20 protein-coding genes are annotated in these 21504 nt (G+C 53.4%); 13 read left to right on the plus strand and 7 right to left on the minus strand.

What is annotated here, in order from left to right; all coding sequences use genetic code 11:
- Window positions 1–239 precede the first annotated feature (239 nt).
- Complete coding sequence (gene ygbI, locus E5C26_RS07605; RefSeq protein WP_135315745.1) at window positions 240–1004, plus strand: DNA-binding transcriptional repressor YgbI; 765 nt, start codon at window positions 240–242, stop codon at window positions 1002–1004.
- A gap of 206 nt (window positions 1005–1210) precedes the next feature.
- Here the strand turns inward: ygbI and E5C26_RS07610 are convergent, their stop codons facing one another.
- From E5C26_RS07610 to E5C26_RS07625, 4 genes are all read right to left on the minus strand, one after another.
- Window positions 1211–1696 carry a hypothetical protein gene (locus E5C26_RS07610; RefSeq protein ID WP_135315746.1) on the minus strand — a complete coding sequence of 162 codons (486 nt, stop codon included), beginning with the start codon at window positions 1694–1696 and terminating at the stop codon, window positions 1211–1213.
- A 124-nt stretch (window positions 1697–1820) separates the two neighbouring features.
- Window positions 1821–2588, minus strand: a complete 768-nt coding sequence (locus E5C26_RS07615) for a molybdopterin-dependent oxidoreductase (protein ID WP_135315747.1) — start codon at window positions 2586–2588, stop codon at window positions 1821–1823.
- A complete protein-coding gene (locus E5C26_RS07620; protein WP_135315971.1) occupies window positions 2581–3186 on the minus strand; it encodes a cytochrome b/b6 domain-containing protein in 606 nt (201 codons plus the stop codon). The genes E5C26_RS07615 and E5C26_RS07620 overlap by 8 nt, the downstream gene beginning before the upstream one ends.
- 14 nt (window positions 3187–3200) lie before the next feature.
- The gene (locus tag E5C26_RS07625; RefSeq protein ID WP_135315748.1) at window positions 3201–3827 is read right to left on the minus strand and encodes a hypothetical protein; all 627 of its coding nucleotides are present in this window, start codon (window positions 3825–3827) and stop codon (window positions 3201–3203) included.
- Between the two features lie 140 nt (window positions 3828–3967).
- Here E5C26_RS07625 and E5C26_RS07630 point away from each other — a divergent pair, with 140 nt between their 5' ends.
- The 9 genes from E5C26_RS07630 to E5C26_RS07670 all read left to right on the plus strand — a co-directional run bounded on the left by E5C26_RS07630 (window position 3968) and on the right by E5C26_RS07670 (window position 14917).
- Window positions 3968–4639: a heavy metal response regulator transcription factor gene (locus tag E5C26_RS07630; RefSeq protein WP_135315749.1), complete on the plus strand. Its 672-nt coding sequence runs from the start codon at window positions 3968–3970 to the stop codon at window positions 4637–4639.
- Entirely contained in the window at window positions 4636–6060 is a 1425-nt protein-coding gene (locus E5C26_RS07635; protein WP_135315750.1) for a heavy metal sensor histidine kinase, read from the plus strand. The genes E5C26_RS07630 and E5C26_RS07635 overlap by 4 nt, the downstream gene beginning before the upstream one ends.
- Window positions 6061–6605: 545 nt before the next feature.
- A complete protein-coding gene (locus E5C26_RS07640) occupies window positions 6606–7445 on the plus strand; it encodes a winged helix-turn-helix domain-containing protein (protein ID WP_135315751.1) in 840 nt (279 codons plus the stop codon).
- A gap of 198 nt (window positions 7446–7643) precedes the next feature.
- Window positions 7644–8273 (plus strand): response regulator transcription factor, encoded by a 630-nt coding sequence (locus tag E5C26_RS07645; RefSeq protein WP_135315752.1) that lies wholly within the window; start codon window positions 7644–7646, stop codon window positions 8271–8273.
- Between the two features lie 436 nt (window positions 8274–8709).
- A complete protein-coding gene (ecpA, locus tag E5C26_RS07650) occupies window positions 8710–9297 on the plus strand; it encodes a common pilus major fimbrillin subunit EcpA (RefSeq protein ID WP_135315753.1) in 588 nt (195 codons plus the stop codon).
- A gap of 78 nt (window positions 9298–9375) precedes the next feature.
- Window positions 9376–10044, plus strand: a complete 669-nt coding sequence (locus tag E5C26_RS07655) for a hypothetical protein (protein WP_135315754.1) — start codon at window positions 9376–9378, stop codon at window positions 10042–10044.
- A 96-nt stretch (window positions 10045–10140) separates the two neighbouring features.
- Window positions 10141–12621, plus strand: a complete 2481-nt coding sequence (locus tag E5C26_RS07660; RefSeq protein ID WP_240775945.1) for a CS1-pili formation C-terminal domain-containing protein — start codon at window positions 10141–10143, stop codon at window positions 12619–12621.
- Entirely contained in the window at window positions 12611–14245 is a 1635-nt protein-coding gene (gene ecpD, locus E5C26_RS07665) for a fimbrial adhesin EcpD (RefSeq protein WP_135315756.1), read from the plus strand. The genes E5C26_RS07660 and ecpD overlap by 11 nt, the downstream gene beginning before the upstream one ends.
- A 9-nt stretch (window positions 14246–14254) precedes the next feature.
- The gene (locus E5C26_RS07670) at window positions 14255–14917 is read left to right on the plus strand and encodes a fimbria/pilus periplasmic chaperone (RefSeq protein ID WP_135315757.1); all 663 of its coding nucleotides are present in this window, start codon (window positions 14255–14257) and stop codon (window positions 14915–14917) included.
- A gap of 10 nt (window positions 14918–14927) precedes the next feature.
- Here E5C26_RS07670 and E5C26_RS07675 read toward each other — a convergent pair whose 3' ends face one another.
- Both E5C26_RS07675 and E5C26_RS07680 read right to left on the minus strand, forming a co-directional pair.
- Entirely contained in the window at window positions 14928–16397 is a 1470-nt protein-coding gene (locus tag E5C26_RS07675; RefSeq protein WP_135315758.1) for a sensor histidine kinase, read from the minus strand.
- A gap of 3 nt (window positions 16398–16400) precedes the next feature.
- On the minus strand, window positions 16401–17114 hold the full coding sequence (locus E5C26_RS07680; RefSeq protein ID WP_135315759.1) for a response regulator transcription factor: 714 nt from the start codon (window positions 17112–17114) through the stop codon (window positions 16401–16403).
- Window positions 17115–17266: 152 nt separating this feature from the next.
- Between E5C26_RS07680 and E5C26_RS07685 the strand changes: the two genes are divergently transcribed.
- From E5C26_RS07685 to E5C26_RS07695, 3 genes are all read left to right on the plus strand, one after another.
- On the plus strand, window positions 17267–17878 hold the full coding sequence (locus E5C26_RS07685; protein ID WP_135315760.1) for a cytochrome b/b6 domain-containing protein: 612 nt from the start codon (window positions 17267–17269) through the stop codon (window positions 17876–17878).
- A 10-nt stretch (window positions 17879–17888) separates the two neighbouring features.
- Window positions 17889–18677 carry a molybdopterin-dependent oxidoreductase gene (locus E5C26_RS07690; RefSeq protein ID WP_135315761.1) on the plus strand — a complete coding sequence of 263 codons (789 nt, stop codon included), beginning with the start codon at window positions 17889–17891 and terminating at the stop codon, window positions 18675–18677.
- A gap of 62 nt (window positions 18678–18739) precedes the next feature.
- Entirely contained in the window at window positions 18740–19045 is a 306-nt protein-coding gene (locus E5C26_RS07695; RefSeq protein WP_135315762.1) for a pentapeptide MXKDX repeat protein, read from the plus strand.
- Window positions 19046–19214: 169 nt separating this feature from the next.
- Here the strand turns inward: E5C26_RS07695 and E5C26_RS07700 are convergent, their stop codons facing one another.
- A complete protein-coding gene (locus tag E5C26_RS07700) occupies window positions 19215–21254 on the minus strand; it encodes a choline transporter (protein ID WP_135315763.1) in 2040 nt (679 codons plus the stop codon).
- Window positions 21255–21504: the final 250 nt, after the last annotated feature.

Below are 21504 nucleotides of genomic sequence, written 5' to 3' on the forward strand. Positions count from 1 at the left end.
TTAAATATAAGCGCTTCATGGCGCGTTATCAGCGATCGGTGTCACAATTATTAACAGTGAATGGGCAAGTGTCACACCAGTCAGTAATATGAGTTTTTTATCTATCTGTTTGTTTTAAAATATTAAAATTAAATTATCGATAATATGAGCGACTTCACGGCCTGAAAACAGCAGGCTTTCTCCGAACGAAAATTGACGTAAAATCACAATTATTATCACTGCGGTAAAGAGAGGGAACCGTGATACCTGTAGAACGCCATCAACAAATTTTAGCGCTGGTATCAGAACGCGGGGTGGTCAGCATTGCTGAATTGACCGAACGGCTGGGGGTGTCGCATATGACTATCCGCCGCGATCTGCAAAAGCTCGAGGAGCAAGGCGCGGTGCTGGCGGTGTCGGGTGGCGTGCAGTCTGCAGAGCGGGTGGCGATTGAGCCTTCGCATCAGGACAAGGAAGGGATGTACAGCCAGCAGAAAGCGGCCATCGGTCAGTTGGCAGCCCGGCAGATCCCCCCTGACAGCTGTATCTATCTGGACGCGGGTACCACGACGCTGGCGCTGGCCAGGCACATTAGCGATCGCGATGACCTGACGGTGGTTACCAATGATTTCGTGATTGCAGGTTACCTGATTGAACACAGCCAGTGCAAAATCATTCACACCGGCGGTACCGTCTGCCGTGAGAATCGCTCCTGCGTGGGTGAAGCGGCAGCGCAGGCATTGCGCGGGTTGTTTATCGATCTGGCGTTTATTTCCGCTTCGTCATGGGGGATGCGCGGGCTGTCGACGCCGAACGAAGACAAGGTGATGGTGAAGAAAGCCATTGTGGATGCCAGCCGCCGTTGCATGCTGCTCAGCGATACCTCTAAATACGGTAAAATTGCCACTTATCTGGCGCTGCCGATAACGGTATTTGACGCGATTATTACCGATGACAATCTGCCCGCTGCCGCGCGCGAGGCGATCCTGCAGGCGGATATCACGCTGATGACGACCGGGGAGTGAGAGGCTAAAATAGACAACCCCCAAATGGGGGTTATGGCGTTTCGTCGGAACGGTAGCGGCTGATGACCGGCCCCGGCGTACCGAGGCAACCCCGTTCACGCCACTCCTGACATCTTTGCTCCCACCAGGCTTCCTGAAAAGCTTTGAGGGCCTGCAAGCGCTGTTCTCTGAATGTTACTGTTTCTTCCTTGGACATTCTCATAACGCTATGTTTCGATGACATATAAGCCTTCCTCCACCAAATCCATTCTGTACAAGCAGTGTACTGAATGTGCGTGTTTTTTCAACAGTGCGTCGTAAATTCTTGCGAGAGCCGGCCTTAGGGGAAAACAAAGGATCACTTTAGCTTTACTTTGTTTTTTGAAACGTAGAATGGCTTCACCAAGGCCATTAACAAAGAGTTTCTCGCGTTCACGCAAGCTGTATCTCATTACACTGAAGGTATCGAACTGTGAACGTTGATTAATATCGTGGGCAGTCAGTGCTTTGACATCATAAAATTCAATTAGATAAATGTGGTCTAAAATCCCTGAATGGGTATAAATATGTTTAAACCATAGACGCATTTTCTGCGTTATTTTATTGAAATCCAGGTAGTACTCAGCATTTTTGCCATCGTTTTTTCTCACTGTTATTTGATATCTAAATTCAGTGCTCCGTTGTGCGTCCACCTCAGTAATATCAATCTCCATGATAAAATCCTTTTTATTATTACTTTTCCAATAGTTACCTTCCTTTTTAATGGTGAATTATTAGCAGCGTTGTGATATCTGTGCCAGCTACCAACGGGGATCCTGCGCAGCGCTGCGCAGAAAACTAAATACCGCTGAACCAGTTATAACCCTGATCTTCCCAGTAGCCGCCGGGGTTGGTATCGCTGACAAAAATGGCGGCGATATGTTTGGCATTCTTGAAGCCCAGCTTGGTGGGAATCCGCAACCTTAGCGGGTAGCCGTAATCTGCCGGCAGCGCCTTGCCGCCGAAATCCAGCGCCAGAATGGTCTGTGGATGCAGCGCGGTGGCCATGTCGATGCTGGAGTAATAACGGTCTGCGCATTTGAAGCCCACATAGCGCGCGTTCATATCCGCCCCGACGTGCTGCAGGAAGTTACGCAGCGGTACGCCGCCCCATTGGCCGATGGCGCTCCAGCCCTCGATGCAGATCAAACGGGTGATCTGGCTTTGCTTCGGCAGGCGCTGCAGCTGTTCCAGCGTCCAGGGCGCTTTTTTCTCTACCTTGCCGGAGACTTCCAACTGATAGCTGGCCAGATCCACTTCCGGCACGTTGTACTCGGGGTAAAACGCGTTAAACGGGAAAGGGTGAGTGATTTGATCCGGGCGATAGGTTTGCGCCAGCTTCTGGCCACTGAACAGCCAGGCCTGCACCCGATCGTTCCAGCGTGACATTGCCCACAATACTTTATCCACCTGATCGCCGTCCTGCAGGTTGCAGCCACTCAGCATGGCGATGCCGCCCAGCGTCAGGCCGGAACGCAGCATCAGGCGGCGCTGCAGATTGACCAATTGTTTCTTTTGCGCCGGCTCCAGCGTCGGTGCCGCAGGGCGCGGTTTTTTATCACTCATGCTTGCCACCCGTAATCATTGCCCATAGCGTGCGCGGCACGATCATCACCATCAACAGGTGGATCACCACAAATAAACCAATGCCGGACATAGCGAAAAAGTGTACGTAACGCGCGATATCAAAACCACCGAACAGGCTGACCAGCCCTTGTAGCTGCACCGGCTTCCAGATTGCCAGCCCGGAGAGCACCAGCAACAGGCCGAGAACCAGCACGCCGAGGTACATCAGCTTTTGAATGGCGTTATAACGGCCGTGCTGATGCTTTAGCCGCAGCGTTAGCGCCTGCCAGATATCGCGCCGTAACCTACCGACAGTGAGCGGCAGCAGGTCATGCCGGAAATGACCGCTGAACAGGCTCCACAGGAAATAGCACAGCGCGTTGCCTGCCAGCAGCCACATGACCGCCAGATGCCAACCAATCGCGCCCCCCAGCCAACCGCCGAGCGTGACCTGCGGCGGAAAGCGAAAGCCGAACAGCGGTGAGGCGTTGTAGATTTCCCAGCCGCTCATGAACATGCAGACCATGGCAAACAGGTTAATCCAATGGGTAAGGCGTACCGGCCAGCGGTGCACCGGTCGCGGCGCGTTGGTTTTCATCATCGACTCCCGAGTTACATCGGCGGAACGGTGCCGTCTTTACCGGCAGAAATACGGGTGGCGACGCGTTCTCCCTTATCGTCAGTGGCGGAGAACAACACGATGTGCGCGCCAGGTTTCAGCAGGCTGCGATCGCCGGGATCGAGAGTCACGATTGGCACATCTTCCGGCACGTTAACGGTTTTCTGTTGGTTGCCGTAGGTCACAGTCAGAGTACGGCCGTTGGATTTGACCAGTTTACCGACGGTGCCGTTGGTCATGGTATCCACCTTGCCGTCGGCAGATTCCCAGGCCGAATGGCCTTCACCGGTGCCACGCAGGCTGGCGGCGAAGACGTGGACTTCCAACGCTTTCAGGCTGCCATCCGCTTGGGGTACCGCAGCGGTGCCGATAAAGCTGTCCGGTTTAATGTCATCGAGCGTACCTTTTGAAACACTCAGCACCTTCGTCTGGTCGTTGAGTTTGACATTGACCTTTTCCCCTTTACGGTCAGTAACCTGCAGGCTGCTGTCGGTCACTTGATCAATAGTGCCGCGCAGTGGAGCAATCACTTTCCCTGGGGTTTGAGCCGCAGCGGCGGCTCCGCTGCACAGCATCAGGGTGGACAGCAGTAAACCGGCAAAACGATGACGGGTAATCATAATGTTCTCCTCTGTTTAGGTTGCCGGTTAAGCATGGTTGAACAACAGGGACAGCACCATGTCCGTTTAATGACATTAATGTCATCAAGCATGTCTGCCGAAGCTGCTAATATTTCGGCTGGTGTAATGAGGTGGTGATAATGCGGATATTGGTAGTTGAAGACGACATCAGCACGGGTGATTACCTGAAGAAAGGGCTGGGCGAGGCCGGGTACAGCGTCGATTTGGCGCGTAACGGCACCGACGGCCTGTTTCGGGCGCTTGAGGATGCCTACGACGCCATTGTGCTCGACGTAATGCTGCCAGGGCTGGATGGCTGGCAGGTAATTGAGGTGCTGCGCAAGAAAAGCGATGTGCCGATCCTGTTTCTGACCGCCCGCGACGGGGTGCAGGATCGTATTCATGGTCTGGAACTGGGGGCCGATGATTACCTGATCAAACCTTTTTCCTTCACTGAACTGGTGTTGCGACTGCGCACGTTATTGCGGCGCGGCACGGTTCGCGAGGCCGACCACTATACGATTGCCGATCTGCAGCTCGACGTTCTGCGGCGCAAAGCGGTACGGCAGGAACAGGTGATCCCGCTGACCAACAAAGAGTTCATGTTGCTGCACCTGTTGGTGCGTCGCGAAGGAGAAGTACTATCACGCACCATGATCGCCTCGCAGGTGTGGGACATGAACTTTGACAGCGATACCAACGTGGTGGATGTGGCGATCAAGCGGCTGCGCGCCAAGATTGATCGGCCGTTTGACGTCAAGCTGATCCACAGCGTGCGCGGCATTGGCTACGTTTGCGAGCCGCGTTCATGAAAGCGTTGGTTCAACGCTGGCGCACACTGTCGCTCACATTGCGCAGCGCGATGCTGTTTGCGTTGGTGGCGGCGCTGGTAGTCAGTGGCGCGGGAGGGTACCTGTATGGCGCGATGCGTCAGGAGATGACCCTCCGCAGCGATTTACAGGTTACCGGACGGGTGGAGTATTTTCGCCATTTGCTGAGCCAGCGCTTTCCACTCGAGCGGCTGACGGCGAATACCGGCCTGTTCGAAAATATGCTGGGTAACGAACAGGACGTACTGATTTTTCAGCTACCGGGGCAAAAACCGTTAATCAACGTTAACCCGGCCAGGCTGAGTCTGCCGGCGATAGAGCCGACGCCGGTTGGCACGCCGCAGCGCTTGAGTGCGGTGCAGGGTGGGCAAACGCCACAAGGCGTGCCGCTGCGGGCCGTATCGGCGTTGGTCAAACTGGAGGACGGCCGCCTGCTGCAAATCTCGGCAGCACACGTGTTGGTCAATGAACAGAAGATGTTGGCGCGTTATCTTTGGCGGATTGTGGCCGCGGTGGCGATGGCGTTTGTGCTGATTGCCTTGCTGGGGTATTGGGTGATGCACCGTGGGTTGCAGCCATTATGGCGCATGGCAGCGCAGGCGGCGGTAATTACACCGAATACGCTGTCGACTCGCCTGAGCGAGCAGGGGGCGCCGAAGGAATTGCAGCAACTGACTCGTTCGTTTAATGCCATGCTCGATCGCCTGAACGAAGGCTATCAACGGTTGACGCAGTTTTCCGCCGATCTGGCGCACGAGATCCGCACTCCGGTGGGCGCGCTAATGGGGCAATGTCAGGTGGCGTTGTATCAGTCTCGCAGCGTGGATGAATATGAAACCCTGTTGTCGAACAACATGGAGGAGCTGGAACGCATTTCGCGCATGGTAGAAAATATTTTGTTCCTGGCGCGTGCCGGCGAAGGGCAAGCCGTACTCAATGTCAGTCGCCTTGATCTGGCGCAGGAGCTGCAACGGGTGGCGGACTATTTCGAAGGCCTGGCGGAAGAGCGCGGTATTACGCTGGTTTGCCAGGGCGAAGGGCAATTGTTGGCGGACGCCATGCTGTTCCAGCGGGCATTGAGCAATCTGGTGGCCAATGCGGTGCGTTATGCCGATGAAAACAGTCAGATACGGCTACAGGCCATCGTTCAGCCAACCGGGACAGTGGTCGTTCAGGTGGTTAATCAGGGGCCGGCTATTGCCCCTTTCCATCTGGCCAAGTTGTTCGATCGTTTCTACCGTGTCGATGCCGCCCGCAGTGCCGGCAGCCACGCCAGCGGCCTGGGGCTGGCGATCGTGCGGGCGATTATGACGCTTCACGGTGGCACGGCGGACGCGAGCTGCGCGACAGGGGCTAATTCTGCCAAGATAACCTTCAGTTTGATATTTCCCCCTAGGGTTTAATCTATTCTCCCAGCCCAATAATGCCCAACACCGCTCATGTAACGGCACTGGGCATTATTGCTGGTCTGTTATTCGTAACTTTTTTCTTTCATTTGGCATCTTGTCCCTGTAATACCGGCCGAATCAAAAGACTAATTCTGACCTTTATCACCTTCCTTTGTGTTTTATCCTTTGGTTTTCGCTAGGTACTAACAGGATATAAATTAACGATATATTATTTTTTCATTAAAAATGCTTGCATTAAATGAACGGTAAGTATTTTTCACTTAAAGGCGGAGATTTACAAAACAAAAAACTAACTTTAAGATCTTTTACATATAAATATATCAATGATAGTGATGTTTGTATAATCTCTGGTTATGAATTATGAGAAAATTCTTATATCAAACACAGTAAGGTGAAAAAACAACTGTTTTTGGGGTTAATTGATTTTCATTGCGTTCTTCTGCTGTGTTTTACTAATTAACTTGATTAAATATTGCTTAATAATTCATTAACATTTAACCCCGGGCAATAAGCAATCACCAGAGTGAAACCTGTGAAAAATGAAATATAGATTAAATGACCAGATCATTTTTGATGTGGATACGGGCACACTGAGCCTGACAGAGTTCTCCGATGATCCTATCTCTATTTCCAACCCTTCAAAGCGCTTGCTGCTGCTGTTGATTACACATCATGGTGAGGCCGTTAGCCGGGAAGTGATATTCAAGAAGGTTTGGGATGATTATGGGATGGTCTCAGGCAACAATAATCTTAATCAATGCGTAAGCAAATTACGGCGGGTAATTAAAAACCTGGGTATTGAAGATGAGGTGATCGTCACCGTTCCCAAAGTCGGTTTTATGCTGCGTTTTGAAATTATGGTTGAGTCTTGTGAAGGCGCGGAGGACAGTTTTACCGATGGGGATATGCCGGATATTTCACCTGCCGTGGCTCAGCCGGAAATAATGACACCGCCGGAAAAATCTGCCGCCACCGGGACCGTTTATGCCGGCTATTCCCGGCGTTGGTGGGCGATTGCCAGCGTGGCGGCCTTTGGGGTGATTATGTTGGCAGTCGGCATTACAAGCTACCTGAGTGGGTCGGTTTCTCGCCAGGAAATTTATCTGGGAAAGGCCAATAACTGCAAGGTATTTATGTCGATGCCTGGCGTATCGGCTGCGCTCAGTGCCGGCCTGGGGCGCGATATTCTTGCTTATGCCGGCCCGCAGGCCGCAGAGTGTAGCGGTGATGAATTCTTGTTGGTGGTGCGCAGTAACCAGGTACGCTCTTACATCTCCGGTATTTCCCGGCTTTTTTTCCTGCGCTGCCGCATTTTGCGTGAGCACCGGGTAGAAATTTGTTCTGGTCTTGAAAGCGATAACTCAGTCATTCTCAATTAATCGGTGTCAGGATGAACACCTCTCTGGGGGAAAGGAATATGCCGCCAATATGATTACTTTGAAACTAAATACTTAACTTTCACTGCCTGGCTATTAATGCAGCGTTTTCGCGGTGCAAAACTTATACTTTGCCAATCGGCGATGCGCAACATTTCCGCCTGGAACGCTATTTTTATACCTATTTTATGGTAATGGACTATGACGAATACTCCTTTCCGGGAGGCTACTCTCTTTTTTGAACCCAATCCCTGGGTGAGGCAAGGACTGCGCGCACTTATTGAACCTGCGCACAGGTGCTATCAATTTGTTCACAGTATCAGGGAAATAGACACTGTACTGAAAGAGAATGAGAAACAAATCCTCGTTATGGAGTTATATAATGAAAGCGATAATTTGTATGATGTATTACGCTTCATTCTGACAATTAACGAATTCTGGCCGAAGACAAGCCTGATCATATTTACTGAGGTCACTAACGCCAGCATATTAGCCATGCTGGCGACGCAAGGGCATTTATCCCTGGTGGCAAAAGATGATCCATTGGATTGTCTATTCGACGCTTTTTCCGCCGCCGATACGGGGGAGGGTTACCGTAGCCCGGGTATTCAGACAGCACTGACTCAACCCGTAGAACCTCTTTCCCGGAGTGAATGGCGGATACTGGCAATGATGATTGCCGATGCTAATCCACGGCGCATTGCCCGCGTCACTCACCGCAGTTATAAAACCGTCAGTAGTCACAAGCTGAATATCATGCGCAAGCTTGGCCTAAATCAGGTTGGATTTATGCGTTTGATATTGGCTTTCCGCAATCAATACCCTGCCTGAAAATACGTCGTCGGTCACACTTGTCACCATATCGGCCGGCGATGTAATCCCTTTTTCTCTGCGACTGTTATTTATACAGTTGTCCGCCGTTCTGGTGGAATTGATTTAAATCAATTTAAACATCCTACAAAAACCCTCCGACAGGCCTTATTTTGACCTGGCGTAACTGAGCGTTTTATATGCAGAATCCAGTGCTTCATGCGGACAGAAAATAATAAGTATTTTGTTCTTGATGGATGCGTTGATTAGTTCCTTAAGCTTAAATTAGATCTTATAAATATTAAAATCAGAGTTAATAACTAAATATTTGCCATTTGGTAGTTAATGATTCTTTTTTGATGCGTTGCGGTTACTCTTTTTCTCGTCAAGCAGACTGGCTAAAGCAGGTCACGCTAATGGACGCACAATCAAATTTAAAGTTGAAGGGAGTTTTACCATGAAGAAAATTACACTGGCACTGGCAATCATTTCAGCCTTCGCAGCGGTTAGCTCTGCACAAGCCGCCGACGTTACCGCGCAGGCACTGGCCACCTGGTCTGCTACTGCCAAAAAAGACACCACCAGTAAACTGGTTGTGACCCCAATCGGCAGTTTGTCCTTCAATTACGCGGAAGGCATCAAGGGCTTTAACAGCCAGAAAGGTCTGTTTGACGTGACCGTGGAAGGGGATGCGACCGCTACCGCATTCAAACTGACCTCCAAACTGGTTTCCAACACCCTGACTCAGCTCGATACCTCGGGTTCTACTCTGGACGTCGGTGTGAACTACAACGGTGCTGCCGTAGAGAAAACCGCTGAAACCACCATGATCGATACCTCTGCCGGCATTCTGGGCGGCAACCTGAGCGCACTGTCCAACGCTTACAACCAGGCCGTGCGCACCAGCGCGCAGGATCAGTTCACCTTTACCATTATTGGCGCGACTTCTGACGGCACCACCGCCGTGACTGATTTCAGCACTCTGCCGGAAGGTATCTGGAGCGGTGATGTGAGCGTTGAGTTCAACGCGACCTGGACCGCATAAGCCCGAGTCACCGGTTTAAAGCAGGGGGCAATCCCCTGCTTATTCCGCCCCGCTGAAGAACGCTACTGGAATACCGTTATGAAACGCTTCTCTTTCGCCGCCCTCTTGTCGCTATCACTGTCTCAACCTGTTTTCGCACTCGATGTCGGTGAGATCAGTTCGTTCATGCACAGCGATAGCGGGCGGTTAAGCAAAGAAATTAAAAATACCACCGACAGTGGTCGTCTGGTGAACATCAAAATTGAACGCATCTCCAGCCCGCTGGAGTCCGGTACGGTGGTGCCGATGGGCAGTAAGGATGAAATGTTGCTGTCGCCGGCCAGCCTGATATTGCCAGCCAATGCCAGCGATGTGATTCGCTTTTATTACAAAGGGCCCAGCGACAGCCTGGAGCGCTACTACCGTATTGTCTGGTTCGATCAGGCGTTGAGCGACGTGGGCAAAAACTCGGCAAAACGTAATGCGGTGGCGACCACTTCTGCACGTATCGGCACCATTTTGGTGGTAGCCCCCCGGCAGGACCAATTCGACTATCAGTTCATCGCCGGGCAGATCAAAAACACCGGCAACGCCACCTTCAAGGTGGTGGCCTACGGGAATTGTCGCAATAAAAAAGACGGCAATGACTGTAAGGAAAACTATTTCGTCATGCCGGGTAAGACACGCGCTTTCAGCAAGGTGGACGTCAACGATAAGAAAGGCCGTGTGGCGGTATGGCATGGCGAACAGTTTATCCCGGTGAAATAAATCGCGTTATTGGCGAAGAAAGGGAATGCACCCCATTAAAGCAAGGAGTGGCATGTGAAGGCTGTGCTGTTGAAAACGCTACTGGCTGGCGGAGTGATGGCGGTACCTGCGGTGTTGTTACCCTGCCAGACGGTGATCGCTGCCGGGCTGACCCAAATTGACGGCGTGTTAATTCCGCAGACTTTCAGTCTGGCGCTGCGCGAGGGGATGAGTATCCCATTGTTGCTGCACTTTGAAAAAAACAGCGGCGTCAAAGACGATCGCCGCATTGGCCATGCCTTTTTGTATCTGGATAACAGTCAGCTGAAAATTCGCCAGATCACGCTGGAAGACGGTGACGATGGGACGCCGCTGACGGCGGAAACTATCAGGCAACTGCAGGCCTTGCAGGAAGCGAAGTTTGATCCGCAGCAGCGTATTGCACTGACTCATGACGCCTGGCTGGCGTTGGATTTCCGTCAGTTGAACCTGCAACTGGTAGTGAAAGAGACGGCAATGGGAACCTTGTTACGGGCGCGCTCCAGCGATATCGGCATTTCCAGCGTGGATACCCTCAGTAGCACGCTGGATTATAACCTGGGGGTTTACGATAACCGCACCCGGGCCAGCGAGGGGAACACCTCAAGCTATCTGTCGCTGAACAGCGTTACTGCCCTGCGCGAGCATCATCTGGAGGTCAATGGGTCGGTCTATGGCATTGGCAGCGGCGATGAGGACGCCACCTTGTATAAGGCGATGTATGAGCGTGATTTTGCCGGTCGTCGTTTTGCCGCCGGCATGCTGGACAGTTGGAACTTACAGTCGCTGGGTCCGGTTACCACCATTAACTCCAGCAAGATTTACGGCCTGTCCTATGGCAACCGCGCCAACTCGACCCTATTTGATAACAGCCAGTCACAGACGCCGATCGTGGCGTTTTTCCCCTCGGCGGGGGAAGTGCATCTGTCGCGCGAAGGGCGTCTGTTGAGCGTGCAGAACTTTGCCATGGGTAACCATGAAGTAGACACCGGCAATTTGCCCTACGGCATTTATGACGTCGAGGTTGAAGTGGTGGTCAACGGTAGAGTGGTCGATAAACGTATGCAGCGGGTAAACAAACTGTTTAGCCCCAATCGTGGGGCCAATGCGGCACTGGCCTGGCAATTTTGGGGCGGGATGATCCGTATGGACGACTGGCGCGGTGATAATCAGCGCCAGCGGCCGGCCAAAGACTCCTACCTGATCGGGGCTTCGGCCACCGGTAATCTGCAGACGCTAAATTGGGCGCTGTCCGGTTATTCGTTCGACAGCAACGCGGTGGGGGAAAGCCGCATCAGTGTGCCGCTGGGCGAGTCCATTGAGTTCAATGTACAGAATATGGCGGCGTCCGACCGTTCCTGGAGCCTGGTTAACAGCGTCAGTGCTGCGTTACCCGGCGGTTTCAGCAGCCTGTGGGTCAATCAGGAAAAAACGGTGATTGGTGACAAACTGCTGCAAAACGATGCGCATAATCGTGCCATCGGCGGCACCCTGAATTTTGGCGCCCTTTGGTCACCGTTGGGGAATTTGAGCCTTAGCTACAACGACGATAAAAAGAACCATAGCCATTACTACAACGCCGACTATTACCAGAATATTTTCACCGGTCGTTTTGGCACCCTGGGCGTACGTGCCGGTGTACAGCGTTACAACAACGGCGGCTACAGCTCGAATACCGGCAAATACATCGCCCTCGACTTCTCATTGCCGATGGGCAACTGGCTCAGTGCCGGGGTTTCGAACCAGAACGGTTATACCACCGCCAACCTGGCGGCGCGTAAAGACATTCAGGACGGTGCTATCCGTACCCTCGGTGCCAACCTGTCACGGGCGATTTCCGGTGATACCAACGGCGACAACAGCATGAACGGCGGTGCCTACGCCCGCTTTGAAACCAAGTATTCCGCCGGTACGGTCAACGTCAGCAGTTCCGCCGACGGTTACGTCAACTCCAGCCTGACCGCCAGCGGCAGCGTCGGTTGGCAAGGCCGTGATATTGCGGCCAGCGGCCGAAGTGAGGGCAATGCGGGCATCATCTTTAACACCGGTATTGAAAACGACGGCATGTTGACCGCCCGCGTCGATGGGCGGACGGTGAAGCTGACCGGCAATAAAAACTATGTGCCGTTATCGCCTTACGGTCAGTACGAAGTTGAGTTAATGAACAATAAAAACTCGGCGGAAAGTTTCGACATCGTCACCAAACGCAAGAGCAAATTGACGTTATATCCGGGGAACGTGGCGGTGATCACGCCGGAAATAAAACAGATGGTAACGGTGTTTGGCCGCATCAAGGCGGAAGACGGCACGCTACTGGCCAATGCTTATATCAAAAACCATATCGGCCGCACCCGCACCGATGAAAAAGGGGAGTTCATTATGGACGTCGATAAGAAATTCCCGGTGATCGACTTTACCTACAGCGGTAACCAGAGCTGCGAAGTGGACCTGGATCTGAGCAAGGCACAGGGGGCGATTTGGGTAGGCGACGTCACTTGTAGCGGGCTGAAGACCTATGCCGGTAACTTACAGGCGGGAGAAATGACCCATGAAGGCTAAGTTTACGTTATTGCTGCTGCTGTGGGCCGCCTTGCCGCTGCGGGCGGCGGTGAACGTCACCAATTGGCCGGATGCTGCGGCGATGAAGTTTGTGTTTGTCGAGAACAACGCCGACGACAACTTTTTTGTCACGCCGGCCGGTGGGCTGGATCCGCGCATGACCGGTGCCAATAAATGGACCGGGCTGAAGTACGGTGGCTCCGGCACCATCTATCAGCAGAGTCTGGGCTATGTAGATAACGGCTACAACACGGGCCTGTCGGCGAATTACCGTTTTGACATGTGGCTGGAAAACGCGCCGATCAAGCACCCGTTCCTCGGGCTGCGCTGCATTAACTGGTATGCCGGCTGCAATATGGATACCAGCCTGATTTTGCCGCAGGCCAGCGATGAAAAGGGGTTTTATGGGGCGGTTGTCACCTCGGGTGGCGCAAAATGGATGCACGGCATGATGTCGCCGAGCTTCTATCAATATTTGCAGCAAATGGCACCTGGCAACGCATTCAGTATGCAGATTAATAGCTGTCAGACCTCTGCAGTCTATGATGCGGCCAATGGAGGGCGTTGCCAGGATCAGGCCAGCGGCAACTGGTATAAACGCACCGTGACCCATAACAAAGCGGCGCATCTGCGTTTTATCAATACCAACGCGGTGTCTGAGGTGTTCATCAACAGTGATGGCGTGCCGATCATCGGTGAGGGCAATGCCGATTGCAAAAACCAGACCATTGGTTCGCGCTCCGGCATCACCTGTAAAATGGTCAGTTATGATTTGCAGACTGACGGCAGTATCAGCAACACCTCTATCCACATATTTCCGGCGATCAACAATGCCGCGTTAACCACGGCGGTCAATGCCGCCGATTTGCAATTTAGCCTGGATGGCAACAGTTGGAAAAATACCTCGGGCACCGGCAGTTACTACACCTTTAACCAGTTGAAGAGCAGCAACGCAATTTACGTGTTCTTCGCCAGCAACTTTTTCAAGCAGATGGTGAAACTGGGGATCTCCGACAGCGGGACTCGCGACCTGATCAATTTTCGCTTCCAGAATACCACTTCGCCGGAATCGGGTTGGTATGAGTTTTCTACCTCCAATCAACTGATCATCAAACCGCGTGATTTCAGCATCAGCATCATTTCCGACGACTATGATAATCAACCGCACCGTGAAGGTTACGTCGGCCCGGCGCAGCCGCCGCTGGAATTTGGTTATATCGTCACGACCAGCAGCAAAGCTGCCGCCGATCAGGTTCGGGTGATGGCGACCGGCCCGACCCAGAGCATCAACGGGATTAACTACTGCATTTTTTCCTCGGCAGATAACCAAAGCCAGGTACCGTTCCCGGCGACGCTCAGCATCACCACCAGCACCAGCGGCCAACAAAGCTTTGATGCCGGATGTGACGGGCAGTGGCATGACATGACTAACGCGTTATGGAGCAGCACACCGTGGAATGACATTTCCGGTGAGGTTGGGGTGCTGAACAAAACCCAACTGAAGTTCAGTATCCCGATGAATAACCCAATCTCATTGAAAACGGTGGAGGGTAACGGTTGGTATGGCGATGTTAGCGCGGCTGGCGAGATCCACGTTGAAGCCACCTGGCGCAATATTAACTAGGAAAACCCCATGAGAAGCTGGTTGTTGTGGTTGCTGTGTTTCCCCTTTGGCGCGACGGCGATTAACGTCGGCACCCTGACGTTCGCCATGGATCAGGACCAATCGTTCATCGCCAAGCGGGTGCTGAACAATAACGCCAGCGCACGTATTTATCAGGTGACCTTGCGGGCCATCGACCGGCCGGGGGAGAATGAAACGCGTAGCCGTCCGGCAGACGGAGAACTGCTGTTTGCGCCACGCCAATTACAACTGCAGGCTGGGCAGGGGGAGTATTACAAGTTTTTCTACCGCGGGCCGAGGGATAATCGCGAGCGTTATTATCGGGTGTCCTTTCGCGAAATCCCCACCCGCTTTTTCGACCCGGCGCAGCGCCAGAGCAGCGGCGTCAATCTGGAGCCGATCGTGGTGATGGACACCATTTTGGTGGTGCGTCCGCGCCAGACCAACTTTGCCTATCGGCTGGATACGCAGCGCGGCACCCTCACCAATACCGGCAACACCTACTTCAAGTTCCTGCTCAAGCCCGGTTGCGACAGCACCGACGAGCAGGGTATCACCGAGTACCTGCGCCCCGGTGATACTCTGACCCATGCCGGTCTTCGGCTGAAAGGGCAGAAATTTATTATCTATAACGACAAATTTATCAGCGTCGATAAAAGCTGCATTCACTAGCCGTACACGACTAACGCAGCGGGATTGAGAAGCGGAAACAGGCACCGGTTTGCGGCCGCTCGACCAGTTGAATATCGCTGTCGTGCAGCAGCAGGATGCGCCGAACGATCATCAACCCCAGGCCGCTGGCGTGGCGGCGCGCACTGCTCAGAATCGAAGGGCGCATAAACAGATCGCCGCGCAACTCCTGCGGAATACCCGGCCCACTGTCATTAACCTGTACCAGCACCTTGCCCGCCTGTTGCCACAGGCGTACCTCTATCTCGCCACCCTGTGGCGTGTGGCGGATGGCGTTATCCAACAAGTTGGTCAGCACCCGCTCAATCATACTGACATCGGCAAACACCAGCGGAATGCCTGGGGCGATGTCCGCCAGCAACCGTTGCTGGCGAGCTTCCGCTGCCAATTCAAACTTCTGAAACACGTCCTGCACCAGTTCGCTGAGCGAGAACGGCTCTTTCTGCGGTTTCACCACGCCATATTCCAGCCGCGCCAACTCGAACAGTTCCTGCGCCAATCGGCCGACCTTACGGCTCTGTGCCAGTGCAATTTCCAGATAACGTTGGCGATCGTTTTCACTCAGGCTGGCGGACTTGACCGACAGCGTCTCCAGATAGCCATGCAGTGATGTCAGCGGAGTGCGTAGATCGTGCGAGATATTGGCGATAAATTCGCGACGTTGCTGATCCTGCTGCGAAAGTGACTGCCACTGTTCGGCAATGCGTTGTGCCATGCTGCTGAACGCTTGTTGCAGTCGGCTGACCTCATCGCGACCACCAGCATCTTCGGCAGGCAGCGCCGCATAGGCTTGCACCGCCGCGATGCCGCCGTTGTTCAATTCACTGACCTGACGTGTAAGACGACGGATAGGCCGAGTCACCCAATAAAAAGCAAAACCACCGGCCACCAGACTGAACAGTACCATCAGGCCCGACGTCCACAGCGCCATGGACACTACGGAGTTCTGCAATGCAGGGCTGGCCAGCGCATCGTAATCCTCCCCCCGCAGTACCACGTACAGGTAACCCTCAACCTGGCCGTTAACCTTCAGGGGCGCGGCGCTGAACACTTTCTGGGTCTCAGGATTGCGCGGGTCATCGCCGTAAACCGGTACATTAGCCCCATCGAATAGCGAATGCAGCGGCTGCAGGTTCACTTTTTGCCGTTTCAGGTGCCCTGCCGGTGCGGCGTTGGCGATAATGTCGCCCCGTTTATTGAGTAGATACACCTCGACGCTGGGATTCACTGCCATCAGTTGGCTAAACAGGTTTTGCATCGATTGCGAGTTCAGCCCGTTTTGACCTAACAGCGGGTTGCTGTCGGCAATGTGCTGCGCCAGATTGCCGGACAGCCGTTGGATCACCGCCTGGCTGTATTGGGTACTGCTGCGTACCTGCATCCAGCCGGAAATGGCGCAGCTGACCACCATCAACAGGGCGAAGATCAGGGTCAGGCGTTGCGTTAGCGTAAGATTTTTCATGGTTTACTCTTGCGGCGCAGCCGCGAATTTATAGCCCATACCCCACACGGTGAGGATGCGCCCAGGTTCCGCCGGGTTGCTTTCGATCTTGATACGTAGCCGGTTGATGTGAGTATTCACGGTGTGTTCATAGCCCTCATGCTGATAACCCCACACCTGATTGAGCAGGCTGAGACGGGAGAATACCTTGCCGGGGTGTTTGGCAAAAAAATACAGCAGGTCAAATTCACGCGGCGTCAGATCGACCGGCTGATGGTTCAAATGCACTTCACGGGCGATAGGATCGATGGTCAAACCGTCAAAACTTAGCGTGCCGGCCTCCATCCGCAGGTTACGGCTCATCGCCTCCTGACGGCGAAACAGTGCCTTGACCCTGGCCACCAGTTCCAGCATCGAGAAGGGTTTGGCAAGGTAGTCGTCCGCGCCCAGCTCCAGCCCCAGGACGCGATGCACTTCGCTGGAGCGTGCACTGGTGATGATAATCGGCGTGTAGCGCGTCATATTGCGGGCGCGGCGGCAGATCTCCAGCCCGTCAATGCCTGGCAACATCAAATCGAGGATCAGTGCGTCCCAGCCGCCTTGTTCCAGCATGGCCATACCCAGATTACCGTCGGCGGCATGGCTGATGTCATAGCCTTCGTCACGCAGATGCAACTGCAGTAACTCCGCGATATTGCCGTCGTCCTCGACGATTAAAATTTTCTTTGGCTTTTCCATTCTTCTCACCGCTGATTGCCAGACCTTATTAGAAGTCTACACAAGCCGCAGAGCCGGAGTTATCACATTTTATTTAACTTTGCGTGAGGTCTTGGGGAACAAATCAGACGGATACTCAGCACATCGAAACCGCTAACGTCAGGAGAGACTCCATGGATATGTCTGTTACGCCGGAAAAACCCGCGCTGATCCATCCGCTGTGGCTGCGCCTGACGCACTGGCTGAATGCGCTGGCGATGCTGATTATGGTCACCAGCGGTTGGCGCATCTATAACGCTTCACCGTTGTTCAACTTCAGTTTTATCAATGAATTGACACTGGGTGGTTGGTTGGGCGGCGCTTTGCAGTGGCATTTCGCCGGCATGTGGCTGTTTGGTATTAATGGCCTGTGTTATCTGCTGATTAACCTGTTCAGCGGCCGGCTGAAACGCAAATTCTGGCCGCTCAGTCCGAAAGCCTTGTTCGGCGATTTGCTGGCGGCATTACGGGGCAAGCTCGGTCATAACGACCTGCGCCATTACAACATGGTGCAACGGGCCGCTTACCTGTTTGTGATGGTTGCCAGCGTGGTGATGGTGCTTTCCGGTTTGGTGTTGTGGAAGTCGGTGCAGTTCCCACTGTTGCGTGACCTGCTCGGCGGCTATGAAACAGTGCGATACATCCACTTCTTTGCCATGTCCGGGCTGGTAGGCTTTGTAGTGGTACATCTGGTGATGGTGGCGCTGGTGCCACGCACGTTGTTGGCCATGCTGCGTGGACGTTAAGGAGAGCCTGATGAAAACAGAAAAAGACCCAATAAGCCTGAGCGAAGGGCGGGAGATAGTCAGGGAAGCTCAGCAACTGCTGGCACGCCAGCTGGAGTCCTCTTCGCGTCGTCGCTTCCTGCGCAACGGACTGACATTAGGCGGTATTGCGATGCTCACCGGGTGTGACATCAGCGACAACGCCAATGTCGAACAGGCGCTGAGTCGCATCTCGCGCTTTAACGACCGGGTACAGGGTTGGTTGTTCAATGCCGACCATCTGGCGCCGGTGTATGCCGAGTCGATGATTACCCGTCCATTTCCGTTCAACGCGTTTTACGCAGAGGAAGAAGCACCGGATATCAATGGTGACGACTACCGGCTGGAGGTCAACGGACTGGTGCTGAATAAGCAGCCCTGGACGCTGCCGCAATTGCACAAGATGACGCAAATCAGCCAGGTGACGCGCCATATCTGCGTCGAAGGCTGGAGCGCTATCGGCAAATGGGGCGGGGTGCCGTTCGCGGAGTTTCTTCAGGCGGTCGGTGCGGACCTGAGTGCCAAATATGTCAGCTTTAAATGTGCCGACGATTACTACACCAGCATTGATATGGCCACGGCGCTGCATCCGCAAACCATTATGGCGCTGACCTACGACGGCCAAATCCTGCCGCGTAAATACGGTTACCCGATGAAACTGCGCATGCCGACCAAGCTCGGCTACAAGAATCCGAAACATATTCAGGTGATTGAAGTCACCAACCGTTTTCCCGGCGGTTACTGGGAAGATCAAGGTTACAACTGGTTTGGCGGCAGTTAACGGCGGCCACAACTATCTATCCCCGGCACACAGGTGCTTTTTAAATGAGAGAAGGAAATACCATGAAAAAGTTATTCGCAGTGATGATGTGCAGTGCGTTGATGTTGGGTTCTATCGGTGCCAATGCTGCAGACAGCATGAGTAAGGACTCGATGAAAAAGGACAACATGGGCCAGATGTCTCATGACGGTATGGCTAAAGATGGCATGAAAAAAGACGCCATGCACAAAGACTGCATGAGCAAGGATTGCATGAAGAAAGACAGCATGAGTAAGGATGCGATGAAACATGACGGCATGAAGAAAGACAGCATGGCCAAAGACGGCATGAAAAAAGATGAAATGAAAAAAGATGCGATGGGGCAGTAAGTGGCGCAGATTCAGGCTACCCTGAAAACCAAAGGCCACATAATGTGGCCTCGGACTAAGGGCTAAACCTGTAGGGGTCGAACATGTTCGACCCGATTTAACCCATTGATTATGCTATAGGGCGCAGCATGCAGCGCCCCTACTGTGAAACAACGGAGCTGATTAGCGGTTACATATCCGGGAAAGTCAGGGTATTACCCGGTGCCTCTCGGTGGATGTGCACAAAGTTCAGGTGTTTCTCGTACTGATCGAGGATATCGCCGATCACCTGTTCTTTGCTGTAGTCCATCAGGTCATTGCCCTGGGTGCCTTCCATCAGGAAGGTTTCCAGCCGGTAGTAGTGTGACTTGCCGGAGCGGGCGCGATAGGTAAAGCCCGGCACCGAGTAACGCTGCGGCCAGATCTGATAGATAAAGTTTTGCTCCTCACCTAAATGCACCAGCAGTTCCAGATGGTTTAAACGCTCATCTTCGGTTGGCGGCACTTCACTGAACTCCACTTTGGCCCCGCGCAATTCCAGCTCTCGCGCCACTTCCTGCATCGCCGGTCGGCAACGGGTATCCATCATTTTCTGTGTGTACTGGGTGCCTGGATAATTCATCACTCGTGACAGGCGCTGTTTCCAGTTCAACACGTCATTGCTGGACACCGGCATTGGCGCGCTGGTGTTCAGGGCGCTGGCCTTGCGGTAATCCTCCACCCGTAGCGATTTATACAACCCTGCCATCACAAAGAAGATCACAAAGCTGAACGGCAGGCCCATGATCACCGTGGTTTTCTGCAGCGCGGGCACGCCGTCGGTCATCAACATACCAATGGTCAGCAGGCCAATCGCCACCGACCAGAAAATACGCAGCCAGTTGGGCGCATCATTATTGATATCACTAAGGCGCGAGGTGAAGTTGCCCAGCACCAGAGAGCCTGAATCCGCCGAGGTAACGTAGAACAGCAATCCGGTGATGGTGGCCACCGAAGCGCTGAAGGTAAAGCCAGGATACTGCGCCAGCAGGCTGTAGAACCCGCGTTCCGGGTACTGCATCACTTCCTGCGCGAAGGCGGCATTGCCGTGAATAATCTGGTACAGCGCGCTGTTACCGAAGATTGACAGCCACAGCAGGGTAAACACGAACGGAATAATCAGCGTGCCGACCACGAACTGTCGGATGGTGCGACCGCGTGAAATACGCGCCAGGAACAGGCCGACAAACGGTGCCCAGGCGACCCACCAGGCCCAGAAGAACAACGTCCAGTTGTTCATCCATTCCACCGGACGATCGAAAGCGAAGCTGTTGAGCGTCATGCCCATAAAGCGGTTGATGTAATCACCGACGTTAAGCACCAGCGCATTGAGCAGGAACTCGGTATCACCGAAGAACAACACGAATAAAATCAGCCCCAGTGCCAACAGCACGTTGAGCTCGGAAAGAATACGGATGCCCTTATTGACGCCGGAAGTCACCGAAATGGTGGCCATGATCACCGAAAGCAGGATCAACGCGGCCTGAACCGTCAGGTTTTCCGGTATGTGGAACAGCACTTTCAGCCCGTAGTTCAACTGCACCACGCCAATACCGAGGGTGGTGGCGATACCGAAGATGGTACCCAGCACTGCAGCAATGTCCACGCTGTGGCCAATCGGACCATTGATGCGTTTACCGAAAATCGGGTACAGCGCCGAACGGATGGTCAGTGGCAGGTTATAGCGGTAGCTGAAGTAGCCGAGGGCGATACCCATCAGCGCATACATCGACCAGCCGGTCAGGCCGTAGTGGAACAGCGTCCAGACCATGGCCTGGCGTGCGGCTTCCAGCGTCTGGCCCTGCCCCTCCGGCGGCATCATATATTGTGTCACCGGTTCGGCGACCGAGAAGAACATCAGATCGATGCCGATACCGGCGGCAAACAGCATCGCGGCCCAGCTCATCAGGCTGAATTCGGGTTTTGACTGCTCAGGCCCGAGCTTGATCGAACCAAAGCGCGAAGCGGCGATAAACACCACAAATACGATGTACAGGGTGGCGGCCAGCAGGTAGTACCAGCCGAAGGTGGTTGACACCCAATTCAGGGTGCGGGTGATCCATCGCCCGGAGAAATCGGTAAAAAAGATGGTCATCAGCGAGAAGGCCAAAATCAGCCCTGCCGAGGTAAAGAAAACCACAGGATTAAGGCCATCCTTTTGCGGTTTTGAGGAGGTTTCGCGTGTTGTCATCGTCTTCCTCTGTTTTTTAACAACTGAGTAAAATCGTGCCCACACACCAGCCTGAACGACACGCAGGCGTCGCCCGGAAACAGTGCGGATAGAAGCGCCGCGACAATCGCTATTCTGCTTGCCAAAGATTGCCACTTTGCTTGTTTACGAAGCGGAAAATCGCCTCGTGGTGGGAACCGCTTACAGACACTGATTTTGGTCAGATTCGTTAAATACCTCACAAAAATCAGCCAGTTCCACAACCGAAAGA

The organism is Serratia proteamaculans (assembly GCF_004684015.1).
Classification (GTDB): Bacteria; Pseudomonadota; Gammaproteobacteria; order Enterobacterales; family Enterobacteriaceae; genus Serratia; species Serratia proteamaculans_F.